The 24,070-nt window shown below is 67.2% G+C and carries 19 protein-coding genes; 7 read left to right on the top strand and 12 right to left on the bottom strand.

What is annotated here, in order from left to right; all coding sequences use genetic code 11:
* Nucleotides 1-58 precede the first annotated feature (58 nt).
* On the top strand, nucleotides 59-2,392 hold the full coding sequence (locus tag ACFSC3_RS20045) for a TonB-dependent receptor (RefSeq protein ID WP_380942113.1): 2,334 nt from the start codon (nucleotides 59-61) through the stop codon (nucleotides 2,390-2,392).
* 211 nt (nucleotides 2,393-2,603) lie between these two features.
* Nucleotides 2,604-3,824 carry a spinster family MFS transporter gene (locus ACFSC3_RS20040; RefSeq protein ID WP_380942239.1) on the top strand — a complete coding sequence of 407 codons (1,221 nt, stop codon included), beginning with the start codon at nucleotides 2,604-2,606 and terminating at the stop codon, nucleotides 3,822-3,824.
* Between the two features lie 88 nt (nucleotides 3,825-3,912).
* On the opposite strand, the gene ACFSC3_RS20035 is transcribed toward ACFSC3_RS20040, so the two are convergent.
* From ACFSC3_RS20035 to rpmI, 7 genes are all read right to left on the bottom strand, one after another.
* Nucleotides 3,913-5,382, bottom strand: a complete 1,470-nt coding sequence (locus ACFSC3_RS20035; protein ID WP_380942111.1) for a peptide chain release factor 3 — start codon at nucleotides 5,380-5,382, stop codon at nucleotides 3,913-3,915.
* Nucleotides 5,383-5,485: 103 nt separating this feature from the next.
* Nucleotides 5,486-6,355: an aldose 1-epimerase family protein gene (locus ACFSC3_RS20030; RefSeq protein ID WP_380942109.1), complete on the bottom strand. Its 870-nt coding sequence runs from the start codon at nucleotides 6,353-6,355 to the stop codon at nucleotides 5,486-5,488.
* Nucleotides 6,355-7,089: an SDR family NAD(P)-dependent oxidoreductase gene (locus ACFSC3_RS20025; protein ID WP_380942107.1), complete on the bottom strand. Its 735-nt coding sequence runs from the start codon at nucleotides 7,087-7,089 to the stop codon at nucleotides 6,355-6,357. The genes ACFSC3_RS20030 and ACFSC3_RS20025 overlap by 1 nt, the downstream gene beginning before the upstream one ends.
* A 121-nt stretch (nucleotides 7,090-7,210) precedes the next feature.
* Entirely contained in the window at nucleotides 7,211-9,580 is a 2,370-nt protein-coding gene (gene pheT / locus ACFSC3_RS20020) for a phenylalanine--tRNA ligase subunit beta (RefSeq protein WP_380942105.1), read from the bottom strand.
* Entirely contained in the window at nucleotides 9,577-10,656 is a 1,080-nt protein-coding gene (pheS, locus tag ACFSC3_RS20015) for a phenylalanine--tRNA ligase subunit alpha (RefSeq protein ID WP_380942103.1), read from the bottom strand. The genes pheT and pheS overlap by 4 nt, the downstream gene beginning before the upstream one ends.
* Before the next feature lie 276 nt (nucleotides 10,657-10,932).
* Nucleotides 10,933-11,298 carry a 50S ribosomal protein L20 gene (gene rplT, locus ACFSC3_RS20010; protein ID WP_380942101.1) on the bottom strand — a complete coding sequence of 122 codons (366 nt, stop codon included), beginning with the start codon at nucleotides 11,296-11,298 and terminating at the stop codon, nucleotides 10,933-10,935.
* Nucleotides 11,299-11,311: 13 nt separating this feature from the next.
* Nucleotides 11,312-11,515, bottom strand: a complete 204-nt coding sequence (gene rpmI / locus ACFSC3_RS20005) for a 50S ribosomal protein L35 (protein WP_056428647.1) — start codon at nucleotides 11,513-11,515, stop codon at nucleotides 11,312-11,314.
* Between the two features lie 160 nt (nucleotides 11,516-11,675).
* On the opposite strand from rpmI, the gene ACFSC3_RS20000 reads away from it, so the two are divergent.
* A complete protein-coding gene (locus ACFSC3_RS20000; protein WP_380942099.1) occupies nucleotides 11,676-13,775 on the top strand; it encodes an AsmA family protein in 2,100 nt (699 codons plus the stop codon).
* Between the two features lie 132 nt (nucleotides 13,776-13,907).
* Here the strand turns inward: ACFSC3_RS20000 and ACFSC3_RS19995 are convergent, their stop codons facing one another.
* Together ACFSC3_RS19995 and hisN are read right to left on the bottom strand one after the other, a co-directional pair.
* Nucleotides 13,908-14,822 (bottom strand): helix-turn-helix domain-containing protein, encoded by a 915-nt coding sequence (locus tag ACFSC3_RS19995; RefSeq protein ID WP_380942097.1) that lies wholly within the window; start codon nucleotides 14,820-14,822, stop codon nucleotides 13,908-13,910.
* A 526-nt stretch (nucleotides 14,823-15,348) separates the two neighbouring features.
* Nucleotides 15,349-16,140 (bottom strand): histidinol-phosphatase, encoded by a 792-nt coding sequence (gene hisN / locus ACFSC3_RS19990; RefSeq protein WP_380942095.1) that lies wholly within the window; start codon nucleotides 16,138-16,140, stop codon nucleotides 15,349-15,351.
* Nucleotides 16,141-16,209: 69 nt separating this feature from the next.
* On the opposite strand from hisN, the gene ACFSC3_RS19985 reads away from it, so the two are divergent.
* Together ACFSC3_RS19985 and ACFSC3_RS19980 are read left to right on the top strand one after the other, a co-directional pair.
* A complete protein-coding gene (locus tag ACFSC3_RS19985) occupies nucleotides 16,210-16,758 on the top strand; it encodes a peroxiredoxin (RefSeq protein ID WP_380942093.1) in 549 nt (182 codons plus the stop codon).
* Nucleotides 16,759-16,836: 78 nt separating this feature from the next.
* Nucleotides 16,837-17,862, top strand: a complete 1,026-nt coding sequence (locus ACFSC3_RS19980) for a GGDEF domain-containing protein (RefSeq protein WP_380942091.1) — start codon at nucleotides 16,837-16,839, stop codon at nucleotides 17,860-17,862.
* A gap of 694 nt (nucleotides 17,863-18,556) precedes the next feature.
* Here the strand turns inward: ACFSC3_RS19980 and ACFSC3_RS19975 are convergent.
* Both ACFSC3_RS19975 and ACFSC3_RS19970 read right to left on the bottom strand, forming a co-directional pair.
* Nucleotides 18,557-19,042: a DUF421 domain-containing protein gene (locus ACFSC3_RS19975; RefSeq protein ID WP_380942090.1), complete on the bottom strand. Its 486-nt coding sequence runs from the start codon at nucleotides 19,040-19,042 to the stop codon at nucleotides 18,557-18,559.
* Nucleotides 19,042-19,566 carry a hypothetical protein gene (locus ACFSC3_RS19970; RefSeq protein ID WP_380942088.1) on the bottom strand — a complete coding sequence of 175 codons (525 nt, stop codon included), beginning with the start codon at nucleotides 19,564-19,566 and terminating at the stop codon, nucleotides 19,042-19,044. The genes ACFSC3_RS19975 and ACFSC3_RS19970 overlap by 1 nt, the downstream gene beginning before the upstream one ends.
* Before the next feature lie 90 nt (nucleotides 19,567-19,656).
* Between ACFSC3_RS19970 and ACFSC3_RS19965 the strand changes: the two genes are divergently transcribed.
* Nucleotides 19,657-20,517, top strand: a complete 861-nt coding sequence (locus ACFSC3_RS19965; protein ID WP_380942086.1) for an SDR family oxidoreductase — start codon at nucleotides 19,657-19,659, stop codon at nucleotides 20,515-20,517.
* Between the two features lie 102 nt (nucleotides 20,518-20,619).
* Here the strand turns inward: ACFSC3_RS19965 and ACFSC3_RS19960 are convergent, their stop codons facing one another.
* The gene (locus ACFSC3_RS19960) at nucleotides 20,620-22,743 is read right to left on the bottom strand and encodes a M3 family metallopeptidase (RefSeq protein ID WP_380942084.1); all 2,124 of its coding nucleotides are present in this window, start codon (nucleotides 22,741-22,743) and stop codon (nucleotides 20,620-20,622) included.
* 349 nt (nucleotides 22,744-23,092) lie between these two features.
* Here ACFSC3_RS19960 and ACFSC3_RS19955 point away from each other — a divergent pair, with 349 nt between their 5' ends.
* Entirely contained in the window at nucleotides 23,093-23,836 is a 744-nt protein-coding gene (locus ACFSC3_RS19955) for an ImuA family protein (RefSeq protein WP_380942082.1), read from the top strand.
* Nucleotides 23,837-24,070: the final 234 nt, after the last annotated feature.

Below are 24,070 nucleotides of genomic sequence, written 5' to 3'. Positions count from 1 at the left end.
CCACGCGCAACCCCGGCCGGACGAACGGACCGGGGGGCGCAGTATAGGGGAGGAAGACATGATCCGCACCGCCACGTCCCTGCGCGCCGCGCTCGCCATCGGCGTCAGCGTCGCCGCTCTCGCCGCCGCTCCGGCAGCGGCGCAGGACTCCACCCAGACCCAGACCGAGGCGGAAGCCGCCGAAAATAGCGGCGACATCATCGTCACCGCCCGCCGCCGCGCGGAAAGCCTGCGCGACGTGCCGATCGCGGTCACCGCCTTCACTGGGGCGCAACTGGAAGCCGCCGGCGCGATCGACATCACCGACATCGCCGCGACCACCCCGAACGTCACGCTGGAAGTCTCGCGCGGCACCAATTCGACGCTCAGCGCCTTCATCCGCGGCGTCGGCCAGCAGGACCCGGTCGGCGGGTTCGAAGCGGGCGTCGGCATCTACCTCGACGACGTCTATCTCAACCGTCCGCAGGCTGCGGTGATGGACATCTACGACGTCGAGCGCGTCGAGGTGCTGCGCGGCCCGCAGGGCACGCTTTACGGCCGCAACACCATCGGTGGTGCCGTCAAGTACGTGACTCGCCGCCTGAGCGACGACCCCTCGGCGATGGCGAAGGTCACCTATGGCTCGTACAACCAGATCGACGGCATCGTGTCGGGCAGCGTCCCGCTCGGCGACACCGGGCTAAAGGTCGGCGGCGCCTTCGCCCGCCTGACCCGCGACGGCTTCGGCGAGAATACGACGACCGGCCTCGAAAACTACAACAAGGACATCTGGGCCGCGCGCGGCACGCTCCAGTACGAACCCTCATCGTCGGCATTCTTCCGCCTGTCGGGCGATTACACGCTCGACAATTCGAACCCCCGCGGCGGACACCGGCTGATCCCGGGTATCGTCAGCGGCACGCCGGTCCTGGCCGATGTCTACGACAGCCGCGGCGCGCTGGTCACGCCGAAGCAGCGGGTGAAGGCCTATGGCGGATCGTTCTTCGCCGAACTGAAGCCCGCCAACTGGCTGACGTTCCGCTCGATCACCGGCTATCGCAAGGACGATACCGCGACCCCGATCGACTTCGACGCGCTGCCGGCGGTGCAGGTCGACGTGCCGAGCCTCTACAACAACGAACAGTTCAGCCAGGAGGCGCAGCTGCTGGTCAACACCGGCGGCCTGTCGCTGCTGACCGGCCTGTACTACCTCGATGCCAAGGCGCGCACCGTGTTCGACGTGCGCCTGCCCGGCGGCGTCACCGCACTGACCTTCGGCGACGTGAAGACCGACACCGTCGCGATCTTCGGCGACGCCACCTACGACTTCTCGCCGCAGATCAGCGTGTCGGTCGGTGGTCGCTATACCTGGGACAACCGCAAGGCCCAGGTCCTGCGCCAGACCTTCCTGGGGGGCGGATCGCCGTTCTTCGGCGGGGCGGGTACGCTGTTCGCGACGACCTCGGACTTCCGTGGCGACGGGTCGTTCAGCAAGTTTACCCCGCGCGCCTCGGTCAGCTTCAAGCCGACGCCGGACCACAATATCTACGCGTCCTATTCGAAGGGCTTCAAGGGCGGCGGGTTCGATCCGCGCGGCCAGTCGACCGCCTGCCGTACGCCGGCCGGCGCCGTCTGTACCCCGACGCAGGTCTACGACTTCCTGTCGTTCGACCCGGAAACCGTCGACAGCTATGAGGTCGGCTACAAGGCGAGCCTGTTCGACAACCGCCTGAACTTCGCGCTCGCCGCCTTCCACGCCGCATATAAGGACGTGCAGGTGCCGGGGTCGATCGGCACGACGATCAACGGCCAGCAGACCTTCATCGGCGTCACCACCAACGCCGGCCGCGCGCGGATCAACGGCCTGGAAGCCGAAGTGAACGCGACGCTCGCCCGCGATTTCGCCGGCACCGGCAGCCGTGTGACGCTGTCGGGCACCGCAGGCTATCTCGATGCCAAGTACACGCGCTTCATCGACAGCCGCGGCATCGACGTCGCCAGCCGCCGCCGCATCCAGAACACGCCGGACCTGACCGCCAGCGGCACGCTCGCCGCTTCGCTGCCGGTCGGCGAAGGCACGCTGGGTGCGTCGACCACGGTCAGCTATCGCAGCGACAGCCAGCAGTTCGAACTGCGCACGCCGATGCTCGACCAGCCGGGCTATGCGCTGTGGGATGCGAACCTGACCTACGACATCAACCGCAACCTGACGCTGGGCGTGCATGGCCGTAACCTGACGGACAAGCGCTACATCGTGTCGGGCTACAACTTCCTGTCGCAAAACCCGGATACCGGCGACTTCAACCGCACGGCGGCGGGCGCCTATATCCCGACGCTGGGCACCGAAGGCGTGCTGACGGCCTATTACGGCAACCCGCGGCAGGTGATGTTCTCGATCACCGCGCGCTATTGATCGTGACCTTGGGAGGAGGGCAAAAAATCCCTCCTCCCGTTCGTGCTGAGCTTGTCGAAGCACCGTACTGCGATACACTCGGGCTGACCCGTGCGGCACGAAGTACGGTGCTTCGACAGGCTCAGCACGAACGGGGAGAGGTTTCAGCGTGACCATTCAAGCGAGCCAAGCCGCCCCACCCACGCGCCGCTACGCCAACACCGTGCTGGCGATGTTGTTGCTGGTCTACACCTTCAACTTCCTCGACCGGCAGATTCTCGGCATTCTGGTCCAGCCGATCAAGGCCGACCTCGGCCTGACCGATACGCAACTCGGCGCGCTGGGCGGGATCGCGTTCGCGCTGCTCTATTCGACATTGGGCGTGCCGCTGGCCGTCGTAGCCGACAAGACCAGCCGCAGCTGGGTCATCACGGTCAGTCTGGCGATCTGGAGCGGCTTCACCGCGCTGTGCGGCCTGGCGACCGGGTTCTGGAGCCTGTTCCTCGCTCGCCTGGGCGTCGGCGTGGGCGAGGCCGGGGGCGTCGCGCCATCCTATGCGATGATCTCGGACTACTTCCCGCCCGAACGCCGCGCGCGGGCGCTGGCGATCTACTCGCTCGGCATCCCGGTCGGCCTCGCGGCGGGCGCGCTGCTCGGCGGCTATATCGCGCAGAATGTGAACTGGCGGACGGCGTTCATCATCGTCGGCGTGCTGGGGCTGGTCATCGCGCCGATCTTCCGGCTGGTGGTGCGCGAACCCGCGCGCGGCGGGGCGGATCCTGCGGGGGCGGTTCCGAAGCAACCCGTACCGGTGTCGGCCGTGTTCCCGATCCTAGCACGCAAGCCGAGCTTCTGGCTGATGGCCTTTGCCGCCGCGTTCAGCTCGATGTGCGGCTATGGCCTGGCCTTCTGGGTGCCGTCGCTGCTCATCCGCAGCTTCGGCCTCGACCTGATCGGCGCGTCGCAGTTCGCGGGCTCGCTGCTGCTGGTCGGCGGGACGGCGGGCGTGTTCCTGGGCGGGTATCTCGCCGACAAGCTGGGCGGGCGCGACCGCGGCAATTACGCGAAGCTGCCCGCCATCGCCTGGCTGATCACCCTGCCGCTGTTCGCCGCGGGCTTCTGGTCGCAGTCGGTGTGGGTCGCCTGGGCGTTCCTGCTGATCCCCAACGGCCTCAACATCCTTTGGCTGGGGCCGGTGACGACCGCGGTCCAGAACCTCGTGCCCCCGCAGATGCGCGCGACGGCGAGCGCGTGTTTCCTGTTCATCAACAATCTGATCGGGCTGGGCGCGGGCAGCTGGGTGATGGGCGCGATGTCCGACGCGATGACCGCGCGGTACGGCACGGAATCGCTGCGCTATTCGCTGATCGCGGCGACGAGCTTCTACCTGGTCGCGGCGGTGCTGATGCTGCTGGCTGTGCGGCCGCTCAGGAAGGACTGGGTGGAGGTGTAACGCCCCGCCGTCAGACGGGACGGCTACGCCGCCCCGCTGCCCGTCGTGGCGAGTCCGCGCTTTGCTTGCGCAAAGCGCCGGCCGCCCGCTACCGTTCCCGCGTCGCCGCGAACTTCACCGCCGGATAGCGCTCGGCGATGTAATTCACTTCCCACGCGCTCTTCGCCAGGAACACCGGGTTGCCGTCGCGGTCCTTCGCCATGGCGCCCTTGTTCTGGTCCATGAACGTCTTCACCTCGCCCGCGTCGCCGCCGACCCAGCGCGCGGTGTCGTAGGGGGAGGGCTCCAGCCCCGCGGCGACCTTGTACTCGGCATCCAGTCGGCTCAGCAGCACGTCGAGCTGAAGCTGCCCGACCACGCCGATGATCCAGTTCGACCCGATTTCGGGATAAAACACCTGGATCACGCCCTCTTCGCTGAGGTCGTCGAGCGCCTTGCGCAGCTGCTTGGTCTTGGTCGGGTCCTTCAGCGCCACGCGCCGCAGGATTTCGGGCGCGAAGTTGGGGAGACCCGTGAAGCGCACGCCCGGCTTCTCCGCCAGCGTGTCGCCCACCCTGAGCGTGCCGTGGTTGGGGATGCCGATGATGTCGCCCGGAAACGCCTCGTCCGCGACTTCGCGTTGCTGGGCGAAGAACAGGATCGGCGAATGCACCGCGATCGGCTTGCCGTGGCCGGTGGGCGTCAGCTTCATGCCGCGCTTGAACGTGCCCGACACGAGCCGCATGAACGCGATGCGGTCGCGGTGGTTGGGGTCCATATTGGCCTGGACCTTGAACACGAAGCCAGTGACGTCCGGATAGTCCGGGGCGACCGGCGCGGGCTCGGCGGGCAGGGCGTGCGGCGGGGGCGCGAACGCGGCGATCGCCTCGATCAGCTGGTCGACGCCATATTCGCGCAGCGCCGAGCCGAAGAACACCGGCGTCAGGTCGCCATTGCGATACGCCTCGACATCGAACTCGGGATAGCCCGCGCCCGCCAGCTCGACCTCTTCCTGCACCGCGTCCGGCAGCGCGTCGGTCGCGTCGCCCATGACGTGCAGGCCCTGATAGGTGCCGCCCATGCCGATCGGCCACATCATCGGCGTGACGTCGAGCGCGAGCTTGTCGGCGACCTCATCCAACAGCTCGAACGGGCTCAGGCCCTCGCGATCGACCTTGTTGATGAAGGTGATGATCGGGACCGAGCGCAGGCGGCAGACTTCGAACAGCTTGCGCGTCTGCGCCTCGATCCCGCGCGCGGCGTCGATGACCATGATCGCGCTGTCGACCGCGGTCAGCGTGCGATAGGTGTCCTCGCTGAAATCCTCGTGGCCCGGCGTGTCGAGCAGGTTGAAAGTGATGCCGTCGCGCTCGAAGGTCATGACCGACGACGTGACTGAAATGCCGCGCTGCTGCTCGATCTTCATCCAGTCCGACCGCGCACGCCGCGCCTGCCCGCGCGCCTTCACTTCACCGGCCAGATGGATCGCACCGCCCTTCAGCAGCAGCTTTTCGGTGAGCGTCGTCTTGCCGGCGTCAGGGTGCGAGATGATCGCGAAGGTGCGGCGGGGGGAGGTCATGTCAGTCTTTCAAAGCGGTCGTCGTCCCGGCGAAAGCCGGGATCCAGGGGCACGGGCGTTGTCCTGCGTGGCTCTGGATGCCGGATCAAGTCCGGCATGACGATTATTGGGTCAGCGTCACCGACATTCGGAATTCCCGCCGCTCGCCGGGCGCCAGCCGCATGATCCCCGGCTTGTCCCAGATCTCGCCGGCAAAGCCCGCCGGATCGGCCTTACCCCACCACGGTTCGACGCAGATATAGGCCGCGCCCGGCTTGGTCCAGACGCCCAATTCCGGCGCTTCCCAGTCGATCCGCAGGTGTGGCCGACCCTCGACGCCATAGGTCAGCCCGCGCGATTCGACCGGCGACCAAATGAGCGCGTCGTCGATGAACAGGTCGTCGCGCAAGGGCAGCACCGGCCCGTCGAGCGGGCTCGCGCGCTCGCCCGCGATCAGGCCGTCGCTCGACAATGCGCTGATCGCGCCGGGTTCGGCGATGTCGAACACCATCTGATGCTCGGTCTTCGTGCCCCCATAAGGCAGCGGCCAGGCGAAGGCGGGGTGGTAGCCGAAGCTCGCGGGCATATCGCGGTCGCCCGGGTTGGCGAGCGTCGTCGTAATGTGCAGCGTCGCGCCGTCGACGCGGAAATCGACCGTCAGTGCGAAGTCGAACGGATAGCTCTCGCGCGTCGCGTCCGACGCCTCCAGCCGGAACGTCGCGCGGTCGTCATCGACGCCGACCACCTCGAACGTCGAATGCCGCGCGAAGCCATGCTTGCCGAGCGCATAGTCCCGCCCGTCGAGCCGATAGCAGCCACCCGCCAGCGCCCCGACGATCGGAAACAGGATCGGCGCGCGACCGGTCCAATAGGCCGGATCGGCGTTCGTCATCAATTCCGCCCCGTCGCCGTCGATCAGCGACGACAGCTCCGCGCCCTGCGGATTGACCGCGGCGCGCAAGGCTTCGGACCCGAACGAGATCCAGTCGGCCATCACCCCTCCCGATGCACCGCGAAGCCCTGCCACGACTGGTTGGTCGGCATCAGCTCCAGCGTGTTGATGTTCAGATGCGGCGGCAGTGTCGCGACCCACAGCAACGTGTCGGCGATGTCCTCGCTCGTCATCGGGTTCACGCCGCCGTACAATTTGTCCGACGCCTCCTGGCTGCCGGTGCGGACCAGGGTGAATTCGGTTTCGACCATGCCCGGTTCGATCGACGTCACCCGCACACCGGTGCCGTGCAGGTCGGCGCGCAGGTCCAGGCTGAACTGGCGGACGAAGGCCTTGGTGCCCGCGTACACATTGCCGCCGGGATAGGGATAGGTTGCGGCGACCGACGACAGGTTGATGATCGCCCCCTTGCGCGCGACGAGGCCGGGCAGCAGCTTGTGCGTGATCGCGACCAGCGCGGTCACGTTTGTGTCGATCATCGTCCGCCAGTTGTCCAGCGACGCGCTCTGCGCGGGCTCCAGCCCGAGCGCCAGCCCGGCGTTGTTGATCAGCAGATCGATCTCCGCGAACGGACCCTCCAGGCTGTCGATCGCGGCATCGCGCGCGGCGTCGTCGCGGATGTCGAAGGCGAGTGTGTGGACGCAGTCCGACTTCAGCGCCTCCAGCCGGTCGGCGCGGCGGCCGGTGGCGACGACGTGCCAGCCGGAATCGGCAAACGCCTCGACGGCGGCCTTGCCGATGCCCGCGGTCGCGCCGGTGATGAGGACTGTCGGCATTCTTGTCTCCCTATTGGATCGCCCTCACCCTTCCGGCGCGTTCCGCGCCTCCCTCCCTCTCCCGTTGGGAGAGGGAGGGGGCCCGCCGGCGCAGCCGGTGGGAAGGGTGAGGGTGACGTCGTTATCCTCGAAGCGTCGCCCCGACCTTCGCCGCGGCCGCGACGACCTTGTCGGCAATCGCCTTTAACTCCTCGTCGGTGAAGCTCTTGGCGCCGGGTTGCAGCGTCACTTCGACGGCCAGACTCGTCTGGTCATCTTTCACGAAGCGGTCGAACAGCCGGGCGTCGACGATCGTTCCCTTGTCCGCGCCCTTGACCGCACGGACGAGGTCGCCGGCCTTCAGTTCGGCCGGCACCAGGAAGGCAAAGTCGCGCGTCACCGCCTGCAACGCCGGCGGCGTGTAGGCCGGGCGCATGAAGCCGGTGCTGCGCTTGGCTGGAATCGCATCCAGGTAGATTTCGACCGCCGCCACGTCGCCCGACAGGTCGAACGCCTTCAGCGTCAGCGGGTGGAGCATGCCGAAGGCGGCGAGCACCGTCTTCGGCCCGAGCCGCAGCGTCGCCGACTGGCCCGGGTGCCAGGTTTCGCCCGCCTCGCCCATGACTTGCAGGTTCGCGACCGGCGCGCCGGCGGCTTCCAGCAGCGCCAGCGCCTCGGCCTTGGCGTCGAATGCGTCAAAGGCCTTCGCCTTGCCCTGCGCCCAGCCGCGTGGACGGGCGTCGCCCGCTAGCACGACGCCCAGCGTCAGCCGCTCGCCATCGCTGAGATAGCGGCGGCCGAGTTCGAACAGCTTGATGCTGGTCGCCCCGCGCTTCACGTTCCGCTCCGCCGCGGCGAGCAGGCCGGGCAGCAGCGAGGGGCGCATGACCTTCATGTCCTCGCTGATCGGGTTGGCGACCGTCCACGCCCCGCCGCCGAAAGCAGCGGCTTCGTTTTCGCTGATGAAGCTCCACGTCACCGCCTCGGCCAGCCCCCGCGCGGCCGCCGCGCGGCGGACCTTGCGTTCGAGCAACTGCATCGGCGTCGCGGTCGGGCGCGCGACGCCGGGCGTGCGGGGCAGCGGTGTCGAGGGGACGTTGTCCAGCCCCTCGATGCGGATGACTTCTTCGACCAGATCGGCGGGGCCATCGACGTCGCGGCGCCAGGTCGGGACGGTGACCGTCCAGTCGTCGGCGATCGTGAAGCCCAGGCTCTCCAAGATCGCGCGCTGGCGATCCTCGGCGACAATCAGCCCGCCCAGCCGCTCGGCGAGCTGCGGGTCGTAGGTCAGCGTTTTTGGCTCGGTCGGCGGCGTGCCGGCGCGGGTGATGCCGCTCGACGTGCCGCCACAGATGTCGAGAACCAGCCGGGTCGCGATGGCGAGACCCTGGTCCAGGAACGCCGGATCGACCCCGCGCTCGAACCGCTGACGCGCATCGCTGGTCAGTTGCAGCTTCTGGCCCGTCCGCGCGATGCTCTCGGGCGTGAAATAGGCGCATTCGATCACGACGTCGGTGGTCGTCTCCGACACGCCCGAATCCTCGCCGCCCATGATGCCGCCGATATCGTGGACGTGGGTGTCGTCGGCGATGACGGTCATGCCCTCCGAGAGGGTGTACGTCTTGCCGTTCAACGCCAGCACCTGCTCGCCGGCCACCGCCTTGCGCGCGACGAGCCCGCCGGTCAGCTTCGCCTTGTCATAGACGTGGAGCGGGCGGCCGAGGTCGATCATCACGTAATTGGTGATGTCGACCAGCGCCGAGATCGGCTTCTGCCCGATCGCCTTGAGGCGCGCCTGCATCCAGTCGGGCGAGGCACCGTTGGCGACGCCGCGGACCTCCTGGCCGTAGAAGGCCGGGCAGCCTTTCGGGTCGTCAGTGCGCACGTCGGGGCCGGGGCCTTCGCCTGCGACCGGGTCGGTGCCCGCCAGCGGCTTCAACGTCCCCAATCCCGCCGCCGCCAGATCGCGCGCGATACCGCGGACGCCCATGCAGTCCTGGCGGTTCGGCGTGACGCTGATGTCGAAGACGGGATCGTCGAGGCCCGCATAGTCGGGGAAGGGCGTGCCGACCGGCGCATCGGCCGGCAGTTCGATGATCCCCTCATGCCCCTCGCCGATCTGCAACTCGCGCGCGGAGCACATCATGCCGCTCGATTCGACGCCACGGATGGCGGCGACCTTCAGCGTGATGTCCGCGCCGGGCACATAGGCACCCGGCGGGCCGAACACGCCGACCAGGCCGGCGCGTGCGTTGGGTGCGCCGCAGACGACCTGCATCGGGGCCCCATTGTTGTGGTCCGGGCCCGCGTCGACCGACAGCACCTGCAACTTGTCGGCCTGCGGATGAGGCTCGGCGGACAGCACCTTGGCGACGCGGAAGGCGGCGAGCTTGGCGCCGGGGTTCTCGACGCCCTCGACCTCCAGCCCGACGCGGGTCAGCGCATCCGCGACCTCGTCTACGGTCGCCGACGTGTCCAGATGCTCCTTGAGCCAGCTGAGCGTGAACTTCACAGCGACACTCCCCCCGACAGTGTGGGTACGTCGAGTGCCGAGAAGCCGTAATGCTTCAGCCAGCGCAGATCGCCGTCGAAGAACGCGCGCAAGTCATCCATCCCATATTTGAGCATCGCGAGACGATCGATCCCGCAGCCGAAGGCGAAGCCCTGCCATTCGTCGGGGTCGTAGCCGCCCGCCGCGATCACCTTGCGGTGGACCATGCCGGAGCCGAGCACTTCCATCCAGCCTTCGGCCCCGCCGATCACGCGCTTGCCGTTCTGGATCGAGAAACCAACGTCGACCTCCGCCGAGGGTTCGGTGAAGGGGAAATAGCTGGGGCGCAGGCGCAGGACGATGTCGTCGCGCTCGAAGAACGCCTTCAGGAACGTCTCCAGCGTCCACTTCAGGTGCCCCATGGTGATGCCCTTGTCGATGACGAGGCCTTCGACCTGGTGGAACATCGGTGTGTGCGTCGCGTCGGAGTCCGAACGGTAGGTGCGACCCGGTGCGATGATGCGGACGGGCTTGGTGCCGCCGGCGGCCTTCATCGCGCGGATCTGCACGGGGCTGGTGTGCGTGCGCAGGACCATCGGCCGCTCATGCTCGCCGGCCAGATAGAAGGTGTCATGCATCGCCCGCGCCGGATGCGTCTCCGGAATGTTGAGCGCGCTGAAATTATGCCAGTCGTCCTCGATCTCCGGCCCGGTAGCGACCGCGAAGCCGAGATCGGCGAAGATTTCGGCCAGCTCGTCCATCACCTGGCTCACGGGGTGCACGCCCCCGGTGGTCGGCAGATCGACCGGCAGCGTCATGTCGAGCGTCTCGCCCGCCAGCCGCGCGTCGAGTGCATCACGCTCCATCACCGCCTTGCGCGTGGCGATCGCGTCGGTGACGGCTTCGCGCAAGCTATGGATGCGCGGGCCGGTCGCCTGGCGCTCCTCCGGGCTCATGCCGCCCAGCGTCTTGAGCAGGCCGGTGACGGCGCCCTGCTTGCCCAGCGCATGGACGCGCACGGCGTCCAGCGCATCGAGGCTGCCGGCGGCATCGACGCTGGCGAGCAGATCGGTGCGGAGTTGGTCGAGGTCGGTCATTGATACTCCCTCCCTCGCCCCCGGCACGGGGGAGAGGGTTGCGCAGACTTGGCGGCTCTGCCGCCTAGTCGGAGCTGGGTGAGGGGGCATGCGAGCCATCAGGCTCGCAGCGGCGCGATGTCGCGCCGCTTACCCCTCATCCAACTGCGCCTAGGCAGCAAGCTGCCAAGGCTCCGTATCCTTCCCCCCTCAAGGGGGGAAGGCTCTTTTGGATACGAAAAGGGCGCCGGTGGTCTCCCACCGACGCCCCTTCACGTCTTGGTCGCTACAGGTCGCTTACGCGGCCTGGGGCAGGGCCGCCTTCGCCTGCGCGATGATCGCGCTAAACGCGGCGCCTTCGTGCATCGCGATGTCGGCCAGGACCTTGCGGTCGAGCTGGATGCCCGCCAGCTTCAGGCCGTGCATGAACTGCGAATAGGTCAGGCCCTCGGCGCGGACGCCGGCGTTGATGCGCTGGATCCAGAGGCCGCGGAAGGTCCGCTTCTTAACCTTGCGGTCGCGATACGCATACTGGCCGGCCTTTTCGACGGCCTGGCGGGCGATACGGATGGTGTTCTTGCGACGGCCATAATAGCCCTTCGCCTGATCCAGAATCCGCTTGTGCTTCAGACGGGTGGTAACACCACGCTTCACTCGTGCCATGTGTCAGGCTCCCTTAGCGCAGGCCGTACGGCGCCCACTGGCGCACGTGTGCCACATCGGCATCGGCGAGCACCGAGGTGCCCCGGTTCTGGCGGATGTACTTCGCGTTGTGCGAGATCAGGCGGTGGCGCTTGCCCGCGACACCGTGCTTGACCTTGCCGGTGGCGGTGAACTTGAAGCGCTTCTTCACCCCACTCTTGGTCTTGAGCTTGGGCATTTTCGTCCTTTCGTTCGGGCGATTTTCGAACAGCCCTGGCAGCCCACACTGGCCAGGCCGTTTCCGTATCTCAAATCGCGGAAGGTGGCGCCCCTAACCCAAGGCGCGTGCGAATGCAACCGGTGGGAACTCACGAGCCGGCGGCGGATTGAACCGTTCCATGCCCGACACGACCGCCCCCCGCCTGGCGATCCGCACCCCGCTCGCCGCCGCGCTGTCGGTGCTGGTCAGCGTCGTCGGGCTGATCGTGCTTGCCTGGGGCGTGCTCTATGTCACCAAAGGCCGCTTCCTGCGCCCGACATTCGAACGCGTCGTCGGCGGACTGACCCACCGCGAGGTGCGTGTCGGCGGCGACTTCCAGCTGTACTTCGATCCCTTCGACCTGAAGCTGGTGGCGCAGCGGATGACGATCTCGAACCCGGCCTATGCGACGAAGCCCTATCTGTTCGCCGCCGATTCGCTCGATACGCGCATTGCGCCGCTGTCGCTGATCTTAGGCCGCTATCACGCGCGCTTCCTCGACCTGCGCAATGCCGCGATCGACCTGGAATGGGACCCGCAGCACCGCGCCAATACCTGGACGTTCAGCGAGACGAAGGGGAAGCCCGTCGAGTTTCCGATCATCGACCGCGCGACCGTCACGGGCACCACGCTGCGCTACAAGGATGCGCGGCTGCAACTGCTGACCGACCTGTCGTTCGAAACGGTCGAGTCGACGGCGACGCGGATCGACAAATCGGTGCGGTTCGCCGGCAACGGGGTGGCGCGGGCGACGCCGTTCACCGTCGTCGGCGCGCTGCTTTCGCCCAACGAGACGGCGGCGCGCGGGCGCAACCAGCTGATCCTGCGCGCGCGGGCGGCTGGCAACATCATCACCGTCGGCGGGACGTTGCCGAGCCTCGCCGATATCGAGGATGTGCCCCTGCGCACGACCGCGCGGGGGCCGAACCTGGCCCGACTGCTCGCGATCATCGGGGTCGTCCTGCCCGACACCCGCGACTATCGCCTGTCCGCCAACATGGTGAAGTCGGGCGACGTGTACGCCTTCACCGGCATGAAGGGCATTTTCGGCGACAGCGACCTGTCGGGCAAGTTCACCGCGGACGCCAGCGGGGAGCGGTTGCTGATGACCGCCGATCTCACCACGCGAACGCTCGACATCGTCGATGCCGCGCCCTTCATCGGCTATAATCCCGATACTGTCGCAACCAGGGGCGCGATCGCGGCGGCGGCGGAGACCGGGGCGGCGCCCGCGCGGCTGCTGCCCGACGCGACCTTCCCGGTTCAGGCGATGCAGCGCTTCGATGCGAAGGTCGACTGGACGGTGAAGACGGTGCGGTCGCGCAGCATCCCCATTTCCGACGTCAGCGTGCGCGTCGACTTGGATCGCGGGCGCCTTGCGCTCTCGCCCTTCACCTTCGCGATGGCACGCGGCAACGTCGCCTCCGACGTCGTGTTCGATACCCGTCAGCGTCCGACCGCGGCGAGCTATGACATCCGCCTCGCCCCGACCCCGCTCGGGCGGCTGCTGGCGGGGTGGGGTGTCGAGGAATCGGGCACGACCGGCACGATCCGCGGGCGGATCAACCTCGACGGACGTGGCGACACGATCCACGACACGCTGGCCTCGTCGCGCGGGCGGATCGCCTTCGTCCTGCCGGCAGGCAGCTTCTGGACACGCAATGTCCAGTTGAGCGAGCTGGACCTCGGTACCTTCGTCCAGAAGATGTTCGAGGGGCGGCTGAAGGAACCGGTGCAGATCAACTGCGGCCTCATCGGCTTCACCGTGCGGCGCGGCATGGCGGCGGCGGACCCGATCCTGATCGATACGCAGAAGAATGTGATGCTGGGGCGCGGCGGTTTTTCGTTTCGCAACGAGACGCTCGACCTCGCTTTCCGCGCGGATTCGAAAAAGTTCAGCCTGTTCGCCGGCCAATCGCCGGTCGGGATCGGCGGCACCTTCTCCTCGCCCGGTATCGACGTGATCAGCCCGGAGCTGGTCGGACGCGCGGGCGTGGGGCTGGGATTGAGCGTGGTCGCGACTCCACTCGCGGGCATTCTGGCCTTCGTCGATCCGGGCGATGCCAAGTCGGCCGCCTGCGGGCCGGTGCTGGCGGGCGCCACCGCGCGGGCGCAGCGCACGACGAAGGGCGAACCGCGCGACGATGTGGGGAAGGGGACGACTGCCAAGTCGGAGGACGGCTCGCGGACGAAGGGCGAGCGGAAAGAGCAGCGAAAGAAGTTTCTGGGGATTTTCTGACCGGGCGCCCTGCGATTGCAGAAGCAATCGCAGGAGACGCCACGGCGGGCAGCGGGGTCGCGAAGCGGCCCCGTCTGACGGCGTGGCGGCAACTCTGCCTATCCGACGCCGACGACCCGGCTCCCCATCACCTCAAAGCCGGTCCAGCATCGGTAACGGCGCGCCGATCACGTCGGTCCGGCCGCGCAGGACCGCGCGCAGATAGGGCGTCCCCAGCGCCATGAAGCGCCGCGGCGTCAGTCCCAGGAACTGCTTGGCGTCGCGCAGGAAGTGCGGGACGTCGTGATAGCCGGGCGGCGTGACCGAGAAGTCGGGGGGCGTGTCCGCCATCAGCATCGCGCACAGGACGCGCAGGAACCGCGACCGTCGCATCACCACTTTGGGCGCATGACCGAAATGCTGCAATGTCCGCCGAAGCACGGTGCGCGGGTCCATGTCCAGCGCGGCGGCAAGGGCGCGGCTGTCGACAATTGTCTCGTCGGCGATCGCCCCGGCGATACGCGCGATCATCGCCTCGTCACGGTGCGCCGGCGGCAGGCGGGACAGGAAGAAGTCGTCGAGCACGGCCTTCACATCGCGCGCGCAGTCGGACGCGTCGAGCAGCGCGGTCAGATCCCGCGCCCAGGACGCGCGACCAAGTTGTTCCAGTGGCGTGATCCTTTCGCGCACGGCTTCGGCGGACGTGTCGAACAGCCGCGCCCATCCCGCCGGGCTGATATCGACCACGACGGTCACGCCGCCACGCGCGGACACCGGCATGGCCTGGCTGGTGCTGCCGAAGACCATCGCCGCGCCGAGCGGCACGTCCCCCCGCCGCAGCGACACCGCGATCGGTGCCGGCGTGAGCACGATCCACAGCTGTGCCCAGCCCGGCAGCACCCATTCCTCCGGCCCGGTCCAGATCGTCGGATCGGAGTCGAGGACCGCATAGCTCGGCAACAACGGGTGCAACCGCGCGTCCGGCATCTCGTACCGCAGCGCCGTCCCGGCCGGCAGCTTCCAAGCCGCCGGATCGATGCCCGGCGTCAGGCTCCCGCTTTCGATCATGGCCGAGGCTCAGTCACGCCCGGTCGCATCGGACGCGAAATAGCTGCCGGCTTTGCCACCGACGACGTTACGTAGCGAAACGGCCGATCTGCGAGGGGGGCTCGGGCACGACGGTACGTCTCGCGATGCAGGATACCGCTGGTCCGGCCAGCGTCGGCGATGATGCTTCGCCGGGCGGCGGAATGGTCGACGAATGGGGCGGAAGAGTTGCCTCCCTGTGGCGACAAGGTGCCGGTGGCAACGACGGCGGTCGCGGCAAGCCGCGGCTTCCTTTCAATCATTTGCCCCCCATTCCTACGAAGATCGCGTCTTCTATGGGCGGGGTGGTAACAGAGGTTTTGTAAGTTAATGCCTGTTTAATCTTACAAAAATATCATCGTCTCGATTCGATACGGTCGCGTACGTCGTTCAAGACTGCGGAGCCTGGACAGCCAACGCACACGGGCCGGGGCAAACGCTCGTCAGCCAATAGTTCCGCGGCCACATGGCGCTAGTTTCTTTGCGAAACGCCGTTTCACTTGGGCGATCAGTGGTTGCCTGCACCGCGACAGCTAAGCGCTTCGAGGATGTCCTCCACCCGCGCCGCATCGCCCGCCGCGATGACGTCGCCTGCGCTGCCGGCATGCAACGGGTCGCCGTTCCAGTCGCACATCACGCCGCCGGCGCCCTCCACGACCGGCACCAGCGCGGCGAAGTCGTGAAGCTTCAATCCGCTTTCCACCACCACGTCGAGATGCCCCGAGGCGAGGCAGGCATAGTTGTAGCAGTCGCCGCCCAGCACGGTGGACCGCACCTTGACGTCCAGATGCTCGAACGCGTGGAGTTCGTCGTCGGCGAACAGTGCGGGACTCGTCGTCGCCAGCAGCGCGTCGGCAAGGTCGCGGCAGCGGCGGGTGCGGGCCGGCTTGCCGTTCAATTCGGTATCGCGGCCCGCTACGCCGACCCAGCGTTCCTTGAGGATCGGCTGATCGATGACGCCCAGGATGGGAAAGCCGTCCTCGACCAGCGCGATGAGCGTGCCGAAGATCGGGCGGCCGGCGATGAAGGCGCGGGTGCCGTCGATGGGATCGAGCACCCATTGCCGCCCGCTGGTGCCGACGGTCGTGCCTTCCTCTTCGCCGACGATGCCGTCGCGCGGCGCCTCGGCCAGGATCAGCCGGCGCATCGCCGCCTCCGCCTCGCGATCGGCGCGGGTGACGGGGCTTTCGTCGGCCTTCGTCTCCAGCCCGTAATCGGCGCGGAAGTAGCGGCGGATGACCCCGCCTGCGGCGTCCGCAAGGGCATGGGCGAGGGCGAGATCGGAAGGTGACACCGGCATCGTACAGCGACTAGCCGAGCCTTTCGCGGACGGCTAGGTTGCTTGCGTACATTCGAAAGGCTTTGCCCCATGCGCCGTCTGCTTGCTCTTGCCGCCCTCGCGCTCGCCGCTGCTCCCGCCACCGCGGCACTCGCGCCTGGCGCCAAGGCTCCCGACTTCAAGACGCGTGGCGGGTATCAGGGCAAGGTCGTGAACGTGCATCTGGCGCAGCTGCTGAAGAAGGGGCCGGTCGTGCTCTATTTCTTCCCCGCCGCCGGTACCAAGGGCTGCAACGCCGAGGCCGCGGCGTTCGCGCAGGCGATTCCCGAATTTACCGCGGCCGGCGCGACCGTGGTCGGCATGTCGGCGGATTCGGTGGAGGTGCTGCGCGACTTCTCGACCAAGGAATGCGCGGGCAAGTTCACCGTGGCGAGCGCCGGGCCGAAGGTCGTCGCGGGCTATGACGTGGCGCTCGGTCGCCAGATCAAGACGCCCTCGGGCGCGATGATCAATGCGACCAACCGGACCAGCTATGTCATCGGTCGCGATGGACGCATCGTCTTCACGCACAGCGAACTCGACGCTGCCCATCACGTCGCACAGACTTTGGCCGCGGTGAAAGCGATCCGGCGCGGATAACCGACGCGCTGGTCAATCGATTGTTAGTAATGCCAAGTTAGACCCCTGCGTACGACGTTTTTTGGGGATCGTATCGGCATGGGGGTCGCAATCAAAGCGATAGCGCAGCCTGGCGCGCGGAGCGCCGCCACCGGGCTGTACGACCAGATCGGACAGTTCCTGACCGCCCAGCGGCTGTCGCCGGATCCGGTCAACTATGTCTTCGCCTATAACGTGCTCAGCCAGCCGGGCAGCCCGCTGGCGAAGGCGGTCGCATCGCTGACCGATGGCGGCGTGCGGCTGACGGTGAAGGATATCGAGGATCTTGGCGCCGACGTGTCGAGCGCGCCGGGTGCCGAGGCGATGCAGCAGGCGAAGGCGGAGGCCGCGCAGATGGTCGCCCGCACGCAGATGCAGCTGGACGGCTTCGTCGACGTGGTCGAGGATCTGCACGCCGACACCGCCGGCTTCGGCCGCGACCTGGCGGCCAGCGCCGAGGCGATTCGTACCACGCTGGATATCGATGAGGTTGTCCGGATGACGACCGCGATGGCGAGCCGCGTCCAGGCCGCGGAGGCGCGGCTGGAGGCGGCGACGCGCGAGGCCGCGCAATTGCGCGCCGAGCTGGAGGAGGCCCGCGACAATGCGCGCCGCGATCCGCTGACCGACCTGCCGAACCGTCGCGCGTTCGAGGAGGCCTTTGCCGAGCGGATGGCGCTGGGGCAGCAAGTGGCGCTGGCGGTGTGCGACATCGACCACTTCAAGTCGGTCAACGATCGGTTCGGCCATGCGGTCGGCGACCGCGTGCTGAAGGCGATCGGCGCGGCGCTGGCCGAGCAGTGCGCGGGCCAGTTCGTCGCGCGCTACGGCGGCGAGGAATTCGTCGTGCTGTTCTCCAATCTGGGTATCGGGCAGGTCCGGGCCGTGATGGAGCGCGCGCGCGAGCATATCGCCGACAAGCGATACAAACTGCGCGAGTCCGACGCGCCGCTCGGTTCGGTGACCCTGTCGGCCGGCATCGCCGAGGCGGCCAACGACGATACCGCGCGCACATTGTTCCAGCGCGCCGACACGTTGCTGTACGCGGCCAAGAATGACGGACGGAACTGCGTCCGGATCGGATGACGTCGTGCGATTGCGGCGCTTTACATTCCTCTTCGCTTCGTCATCCCGGACCTGATCCGGGATCCAGAGCCCAAAGCCGTGTCGCTTGTGACCCTGGATCCCGGATCAAGTCCGGGATGACGGTATCGCAAGGCGACCGTTCGCGCTGGCACGCAGAGTGTCGACCCGGCTTCGCGCATCAAAGAGTTCGCCTTGGATATGTGGGGTTGCGGGTAGCTGCACCCACCCCCTTGATGTAACCGACGTGCAAAACTCGCCATTTCATGGCGGAGAATGTCGGATAAAATTGGCGCACTTTGCTAAGCCAATTTCCGTATCCAGCAATTACAACAACTTACCAACTTGGCACGCCCCCTGCAATGATCCTCGCATCAGCGTCGGATCGGCCGGCGCACGAAAGAACAAGGATCAGGGACAATGACCTACCGCCTCGAAATGCTGCAGCGCTCGACCATCGCCATCATCGGCTCGCTGCTCTTCACCACGATGCTCGTCGTCGCATCGGCCCCTCAGGTCGTCATTGCGTAACCCGCGACCACCGCATTCATTTCCAAAGGGACTTTCATCATGATCCGCTCGTTCGCCATCGGCCTCTTCTCGTTCGCAGCCACCGTGCTGCTCGTCATCGGCAGTAGCCATCCGGGTCCGGGCTTCCTGGCCTGATCGATGGTGGCGCAGGCCACGCTTCCAAGGCTCAGCGCGCCACGTCCTCGTCGGACTGGCGCGCGGGCCGGCTGTCGTCCTCGCGCTTGATGAAGCTGATCTTGCCGTTCGTCTCCAAGATCGCCCAGGCGACATCCGCCATCCGACCGATCCCCGCCAGACGCATTTCGGCCTCCACTTCGCCCCGCGTCATCCGGTCGCGGCGCAAATTCCCCTCCAGCAATTCCCCGTCGCGCACGATCACCCGCGGCTCGCCCTCCAGTGCCTTGCGAAAGCGCGGGAACAGATAGCTGACCCAGCCCAGCACCAGGCCCCAGAAGGCGAAGGTGCAGATCGCCAGCGTCGCGCCGGTCAGGCTGTAATCATTGTGCGTGATCCCCTGCTGGATCAGATCGCCCATCACGACCAAAGTCACCACCTCGAACGGTGCCATCTGCCCCAGCTCGCGCTTGCCCAGCAGCCGCAGCAGCAGATAGACGATCGCGAACATCGCAGTGGCGCGCAGCACGATATCCATCAGGGCAGCACCGCAATGCGCACCGGCAGCGCCAAGATCCGCGTGTCGCCATCGTAGAGCGCGACCTCGCCCGCGGTGCCGATGGTCAGCGGCGGATTGATCTGGCCGTCGATCTTAATCTCCAGCGTCTCGCCCGCCTTTAACGCGCCATAGTGGAAGCGGTATGCGCCATCCTTATACGCTTCCTCCGACGCGGCCGGGACCATCGCGTTGATTGTCATGTCCCGCCACAGCGCCGGCGGCACCGCGATCGTCGCATCGGCGATATCGCGCGTCGCCGTGATCGTCAGACGCATCTCGAAGAACTCGCCGTTGCGCAGGCGGTCGGGGATGCTGGCGGTCATCGTCGCGGCAGGTGCCTCGACCCTGCGGGGCGTCGTGCGGTCGCCCGCCAGCCAGCCGGTCATTGCCGTGACCATCAACGCGCCCAGCACCAGCAGCGACAGGAGATTGGCATAGGCGTGCAGCCGCTTGGGTTCGGCGTGCCGATCCTCGATACCATCCGGGGTTTGCAGGTCGATCATTTAGCTAGCGAAACGAGTGAGTTGTACGAAGGTTTCCGGGAACGGCGGGGCGCCGCGAGCGGTTGAGACGCGGTATTCAGGAGCCCTGCCATGACCGCTGCCCAAGACACCGCCGAAATGGTCCACGAGGACGCGCTGCCCGGCCATGAGCGCCAGCTGGAGCCCAAGCCCGAATGGCAGCCCCGCTATCCCGGTTCCGGCCGGCTGGCGGGCAAGGTCGCGATCATCACCGGCGGCGACAGCGGCATCGGCCGCGCGGTCGCGGCGCTCTACGCCCGCGAAGGGGCCGACGTCGCGATCGTCTATCTGCTCGAAAGCGACGACGCCGAGGATACGGTGCGGATCATCGAGAGCGAAGGCCGCCGCGGTCTCGCCATCCGCGCCGACGTCGGCAGCCGCAAGATGTGCGAGCGCGCCGTCCAGCAGACGGTGGATGCCTTCGGCCGGCTCGACGTGCTGGTCAACAATGCCGGCGAGCAGCACCCCGACGAGGATATCCGCGACATCACCGAGGAACAGTTGCTCCGCACCTTCCAGACCAACATCTTCGGCATGTTCCACATGGTCCAAGCCGCCCTGCCGCATCTGAAGGACGGCAGCGCGATCGTGAACTGCACGAGCGTCACCATGTACCAGGGCGCCAAGGATTTGCTCGACTATTCGTCGACGAAGGGCGCGATCACCGCCTTCACCCGGTCGCTGTCGGAGAACCTGATCGGCAAGGGCATCCGCGTGAATGCGGTGGCGCCGGGACCGATCTGGACGCCGCTCAATCCGTTCGGCGGCGCGACGCCGGAGAAGCTGAAGACCTTTGGCCAGAATACGCCGATGGGCCGGCCGGGCCAGCCGAACGAGGTCGCCCCGGCGTTCCTGTTCCTGGCGTGTCAGGACTCGAGCTATATGTCCGGGCAGGTGCTGCACCCGAATGGGGGGACGATCGTGAATGGGTAACCGTCCCGTCATGCCGGACTTGATCCGGCATCCAGGGCCACGCACTGCATCGCCCGCGACTCTGGATGCCGGATCAAGTCCGGCATGACGCTCTAAATCTGCTTACTTCGTCGGAAAACCCCGACGCTTGAACAGCGCATTCACGTCCGGATCGCGCCCGCGGAACGTGCGGTAGGCCTCCTTCCGATCCGTCTCGTTCCCGGTCGACAGCAATGTCGTGCGGAAGCGGTCGGCGGTCGCCTTGTCCCACACGCCGGCCTGTTCGAACGCTGCCCAGGTGTCGGCGTCCATCGTCTCCGACCAGAGATAGCTGTAGTAACCGGCCGAATAGGCGTCGGACGAGAAGAGATGCCCGAACTGCGGCAGGCGGTGCCGCATCACCATCTCCTTGGGCATGCCGAGCTCGGCCAGCGTATCGCGCTCGAACGCGGCGATGTCGGTCACCGGCGTCTCGCGGTCATGCAGCTTCATGTCGACGATCGCCGACGAGAGATATTCGACCGTGTCGAAGCCCTGGTTGAAGGTCGACGACTTCTCGATCTTGTCGACCAGCGCCTGCGGCATCGGCTGGCCGGCCGCGTTCTTGGCATAACGATCGAGCACGTCGCGGGTCAGCAGCCAATTCTCGTTCACCTGGCTTGGATATTCCACGAAATCGCGCGGCGTGCCGGCGAGACCCGGATAGGTCACGTTCTGCAGCAGCGAGTGGATCGCGTGGCCGAATTCGTGGAAGGCGGTGGTCGCATCGTCCAGGCTGATCAGCGTCGGCTGGCCCGGCGCGCCCTTCACAAAGTTATTGTTGTTCGAGCTGAGCACCGTGCGGTCGCCGGCCAGTTTCTGCTGGCTGCGATAGGTCGTCGCCCATGCGCCCGATCGCTTGCTGGGCCGCGCATAGGCGTCGAAATAGAAATATCCGACGAACTTGCCGGTCTTGGTGTTCGTCACCTCGAACGTACGGACGTCGGGATCAAAGACCGGGATCTGCCCGGTGTTTTCCTTGAAGCCAAGGTCGTACAGCCGGCCGGCGGCGTAGAAGGCACCGTTCAGGATATTACCGAGTTCCAGGTACGGTTTGATCTCGCTCTCATCCAGGTCGTACTTCGCCTTGCGCACCTTCTCGGCGTAATAGCGATAGTCCCATGGCTGGATGGTGATGCCGGCCTTTTCCGCGTCCGCCACCTTCTGCATGTCGGCGACTTCCTCGCGGACGCGTGCGACCGCGGCGGGCCAGACGCGCATCATCAGCGCCATCGCGTTGGCCGGGGTTTCGGCCATCGTGTCGTCCATGCGGAAATAGGCGTGGTTCTTGAAGCCGAGCAGCTTGGCGCGCTCCTGCCGCAGCTTCAGGATTTGCGCGATCGTCGCCTTGGTGTCGTTGGCGTCACCATTGTCGCCGCGGTTGACGAAGGCCTTGAACACCTTCTCCCGCAGGACGCGATCCCTGGCATAGGTCAGCACCGGCTGCGCGGAGGAGCGGGTGTTCACGACGACCCATTTGCCCGGCAACTGCCTGGCGGTCGCCGCCGCGGCCATCGCCGCCTTCACGCTATCAGGGACGCCCGCCAGCTGCGCCTCGTCATCGACGACGATCCACTTTTCCTCGTCCGCCAGCAGCTTGCTGCCGAAGTCGGTGAAGGCGGTGGCGAGCTGCTGGTTCAGCTGCGTCACCTGCGCGCGCTGCGCAGGCGACAGCATCGCGCCGCGGCGGACGTAGCTGCGATAGGTCCGCTCGACGAGACGCAGCTGCTGCGCATCGAGCCTGGCGGTCTTGCGGCCGTCATAGACCGCCTTGATCTTGGCGAAGAGCGCGGGATCGAGCGTCAGTTCGTCGTAGAAGGCGGCGAGCTTCGGGCTCAGCACCCGGTCGATGTCCTGCACCTCCTTGGTCGCGAGATTGGAGGTATAGACGCCCCACATCGCGCCGACCCGGCCCATCGTCTCGCCGGCGAGCTGAAGCGGCACGATCACCGTCTGGAACGTCGGCGCCGCGCGATTGTCGCGGATCGCGTGCACCTGACGGCGATACTCGGTCATCGCCGTTTCATAGGCGGGCGGGAACATCGCGGGCTTCACCTTGTCCCACGGCGGCACCCCGCCGTTCGGCCCGCTCCAGGGCTGGAGCAGGATCGCGGCATCGGCGGTCGGAGCGGCGGCGGGTTGGGTCTGGGCGGTGGCCATGACCGGGGAGGTCGTGGCGAGAAGGGCGAGCGTCAAGCGAAAGGTCATGTGCGGGCCTATGCCGGGATCGGGATGGCGCGGAGATTAACAAGCTGAGATCGCGGGTCGAGTGCGATTCGTGGCGGGAGGCATGCGGTTGGCAATTCCTCCCCGAGCTTGTCTCGGGGAGGGGACCATCGCGTAGCGATGGTGGAGGGGCTGGCGGCGTCCGAGGGCACGTCACCCCCGCGAAGGCGGGGGTCCATCTCCCGCACACGCCAGGAGGACAGCCGGGGAGATGGGTTCCCGCCTGCGCGGGAACGACCTGTCCTGAAACTCCATTCCAAAACAGCCGGTTGACTCAATCGCAAAACGGAACAGAATAAGAACATCATCTGTTTTGCGAGTCGTGCCCCGCGTGTCCAACCCCGCCGTCATAGCCCGCCTTCGCGAGGAATTGCGAGGGATCGAAGGCGGATCTTTCCGCCGGCGCGAGGCGCTGCCGTTCGGGATCGGCGCGATCGACGGGGTGCTCGCCTCGACCGGCCTCCGGCTCGACGCGCTGCACGAAGTCGCCGGCGCATCGGCCGGCATGGGCGACGATGCCGCTGCGACCCTGTTCATGGCCGGCATCGCCGCGCGGGCGTGGGGACCGGTGCTGTGGGTGGTCCGCCGCCGCGACCTGTTCGCCCCCGGATTGTCGCAGGCCGGCCTTGCCCCGCACCGCGTCATCTATGCGGAGGCGCAGGACGACGCCGACCTGCTAGCGATCATGGAGGAAGGGTTGCGGCACCGGTCGCTCGGCGCCGTCATCGGCGAGGCGAAGCGCGCCGGCCTTGCCGCGACCCGCCGGTTGCAACTGGCAGCGGAAGGCGGGCGGACGATCGCGCTGCTGCTGAAACGCCACGGCCGCACGGCCGACGATCCGCTGGGCGCCCCTTCGGCCGCGGTCACCCGCTGGCGCATCGCCACCGCGCCCTCCACCCCGCTGCCCGTCGCGGGGGTGGGGCGATCACGCTGGCGGGTGGAACTGGTTCGACAAAAGGGTGGCGCACCGGGCGCCTGGGATCTGGAGGCTTGCGATGAAACGGGTCGCTGCGCTGTACCTGCCGGAGTGGTCGGTAGAGCGGCTGCGGGCAGCGGCGCGAGCCGCGCCGCGTAGCGCAGGCGCGTCGGAGCATAGCTCGACGGCGCCGGTGCGTGCCGAAGGCACCGCAGCGCCCCGCCCGGCCGGCGCACGCAGTGCGTCCGACGACGTGGGCTTTGCCCACGGCGGGGCCGATGGGACTACCCGTGCTCCGGCGCAGGCCGGAGCCTTGGCAGTCGAAGACCGGTCGCCCGCCAACGCTCCGGCCTTCGCCGGAGCACAGCTATGCATCAACCCAGTCGAATCATA

This window comes from Sphingomonas floccifaciens (genome assembly GCF_042681125.1).
In the GTDB taxonomy this organism is placed as follows: Bacteria; Pseudomonadota; Alphaproteobacteria; order Sphingomonadales; family Sphingomonadaceae; genus Sphingomonas; species Sphingomonas floccifaciens.
Note: the sequence above shows the minus strand (reverse complement) of the source record. Positions and strands in the feature narration are given on the sequence as shown.

Excerpts from the sequence above, each read along its gene's own strand:
- ACFSC3_RS19995 (WP_380942097.1), bottom strand. The coding sequence starts at position 14,822 with ATGATCGAAAGCGGGAGCCTGACGCCGGGCATCGATCCGGCGGCTTGG.
- ACFSC3_RS19960 (WP_380942084.1), bottom strand. The coding sequence starts at position 22,743 with ATGACCTTTCGCTTGACGCTCGCCCTTCTCGCCACGACCTCCCCGGTC.
- hisN (WP_380942095.1), bottom strand. The coding sequence starts at position 16,140 with ATGCCGGTGTCACCTTCCGATCTCGCCCTCGCCCATGCCCTTGCGGAC.
- ACFSC3_RS19975 (WP_380942090.1), bottom strand. The coding sequence starts at position 19,042 with ATGGATATCGTGCTGCGCGCCACTGCGATGTTCGCGATCGTCTATCTG.
- ACFSC3_RS19980 (WP_380942091.1), top strand. The coding sequence starts at position 16,837 with ATGGGGGTCGCAATCAAAGCGATAGCGCAGCCTGGCGCGCGGAGCGCC.
- ACFSC3_RS19985 (WP_380942093.1), top strand. The coding sequence starts at position 16,210 with ATGCGCCGTCTGCTTGCTCTTGCCGCCCTCGCGCTCGCCGCTGCTCCC.
- ACFSC3_RS19970 (WP_380942088.1), bottom strand. The coding sequence starts at position 19,566 with ATGATCGACCTGCAAACCCCGGATGGTATCGAGGATCGGCACGCCGAA.
- ACFSC3_RS20035 (WP_380942111.1), bottom strand. The coding sequence starts at position 5,382 with ATGACCTCCCCCCGCCGCACCTTCGCGATCATCTCGCACCCTGACGCC.
- pheS (WP_380942103.1), bottom strand. The coding sequence starts at position 10,656 with ATGACCGACCTCGACCAACTCCGCACCGATCTGCTCGCCAGCGTCGAT.
- ACFSC3_RS19965 (WP_380942086.1), top strand. The coding sequence starts at position 19,657 with ATGACCGCTGCCCAAGACACCGCCGAAATGGTCCACGAGGACGCGCTG.
- ACFSC3_RS20000 (WP_380942099.1), top strand. The coding sequence starts at position 11,676 with ATGCCCGACACGACCGCCCCCCGCCTGGCGATCCGCACCCCGCTCGCC.
- ACFSC3_RS20045 (WP_380942113.1), top strand. The coding sequence starts at position 59 with ATGATCCGCACCGCCACGTCCCTGCGCGCCGCGCTCGCCATCGGCGTC.
- ACFSC3_RS20030 (WP_380942109.1), bottom strand. The coding sequence starts at position 6,355 with ATGGCCGACTGGATCTCGTTCGGGTCCGAAGCCTTGCGCGCCGCGGTC.
- rplT (WP_380942101.1), bottom strand. The coding sequence starts at position 11,298 with ATGGCACGAGTGAAGCGTGGTGTTACCACCCGTCTGAAGCACAAGCGG.
- rpmI (WP_056428647.1), bottom strand. The coding sequence starts at position 11,515 with ATGCCCAAGCTCAAGACCAAGAGTGGGGTGAAGAAGCGCTTCAAGTTC.
- ACFSC3_RS20025 (WP_380942107.1), bottom strand. The coding sequence starts at position 7,089 with ATGCCGACAGTCCTCATCACCGGCGCGACCGCGGGCATCGGCAAGGCC.
- ACFSC3_RS20040 (WP_380942239.1), top strand. The coding sequence starts at position 2,604 with ATGTTGTTGCTGGTCTACACCTTCAACTTCCTCGACCGGCAGATTCTC.